This is a genomic window from Neisseria sp. P0021.S007, from assembly GCF_051956855.1.
In genome coordinates, this window is record NZ_JBQCXA010000890.1 from 1 (window position 1) to 571 (window position 571).

The 571-nt window shown below is 55.0% G+C and carries 1 protein-coding gene; it reads left to right on the forward strand.

Annotated elements, in window-relative coordinates:
• Positions 1 to 571, forward strand: a 571-nt coding sequence (locus ACTHUR_RS16560) for an LPS-assembly protein LptD (RefSeq protein ID WP_440399774.1), incomplete at both ends; no start/stop codon positions are given.

The following is a 571-nucleotide window of genomic DNA, read 5'->3' on the forward strand; positions in this document are numbered from 1 at the left end:
GCCTGGAGCTGAGCCTGCCCTACTACTTCAACCTTGCACCGAATTTGGATGCCACCATCCGTCCGGGCATTATCAGCAAACGCGGCGTGCAACTGGGCGGCCAAGTGCGTTATCTGCAACCGAATTACAGCGGCGAAGTCGATGGCGACTGGATGCCCAACGACCAAAAAAGCGTCCACAACAACCGCTACCAGTTCAAATGGAAACACCAGCAGCAGCTGAACAGCAAAATCAGCGGCGGCATCAACTACAACCAAGTTTCCGATGACGATTACTACCGCGACTTCTACGGCCGCGAAGACATCGCGCGCAACGTCAACCTCGACCGTCAAGCATGGCTCAATTACAGCGACAAACTGCTAGGCGGCAGCTTCGACGGCTCGTTGCGCGTACAAAAATATCAAACGCTTGCCAACCAAGACGGTTATAAAGACGAGCCTTATGCCATCATGCCCCGTCTGACCGGCCGTTGGCAAAACCATCTCGGCAAAGCGCAACTCAACGTGTTCGGCCAATTTACCCGTTTTGACCACGATACCAAGCAAGACGGCAGCCGCGTGGTGCTCTACCC